Origin of the sequence: Paraburkholderia sp. SIMBA_053 (genome assembly GCF_046534895.1) — a bacterium.
Lineage (GTDB): Bacteria > Pseudomonadota > Gammaproteobacteria > Burkholderiales > Burkholderiaceae > Paraburkholderia > Paraburkholderia caledonica.
Genome location: NZ_JAWRXU010000056.1, coordinates 1 through 599 on the forward strand (window position 1 = coordinate 1; position 599 = coordinate 599).

General features: G+C 52.8%; 1 protein-coding gene and 1 pseudogene. One reads left to right on the top strand and one right to left on the bottom strand.

From position 1 onward, the window contains the following. On the top strand, window positions 1–369 hold a 369-nt coding region (locus SB753_RS34490; RefSeq protein WP_410804511.1), incomplete at its 5' end, for a hypothetical protein. A gap of 58 nt (window positions 370–427) precedes the next feature. Here SB753_RS34490 and SB753_RS34495 read toward each other — a convergent pair. Then, window positions 428–565 (bottom strand): annotated as a pseudogene (locus SB753_RS34495) (integrase); the annotation flags it as partial. Window positions 566–599 lie beyond the last annotated feature (34 nt).

The window sequence follows — 599 nt, forward strand, 5'->3', positions numbered from 1 at the left end:
GAGAGCCGGTTCTACTCTGTACCAATTCTGATTTATGCAGATCCACAGGCGTTTGTGACGAAAATCGTCGATGCCACGGCGTCAGCGCAGTGGCTCATGCGCGGTGTGTTTCGCGAGCGATATCAGCATCAGTTTTATCTGGGCTCTCTTGCTCCGGAAACCGACTGGCTGATGACGACGTCTAAACTGTTAGCTAGCGAGGTCGAGAAACGAACAGGTAAGTTGAGCGCAGATCGCCTTGATACGCTTGCGAAGGAGATGGTCAAGAGTGCTGAGAAGCTCAGGCAATTTGGATTGAAGTCGAATGTCGCAGAGACAGTTGCGACTGCACCAGATAGCCAGAATGCTGGTGCAGCAGACTCGCCCTGAAGAAAACTGCCTACAAGATTCAAGTCGGGAAGTGCATCGGGGAAGATCTTCGCCCGGAGTAGATCAACCATGCTTTTGTGCGGCGCATCGCGTGAGCGCTGTATACAGTTTCGTCCACGCCAATCGGTGCAATCCAACGATGTCCTAGCCTGGCGTATTGCCGAGTCGACAGATACGGTGACGTATGCAACCGGCTTCCTGCTGCGTTTGGTCAATACATCAACGACAAG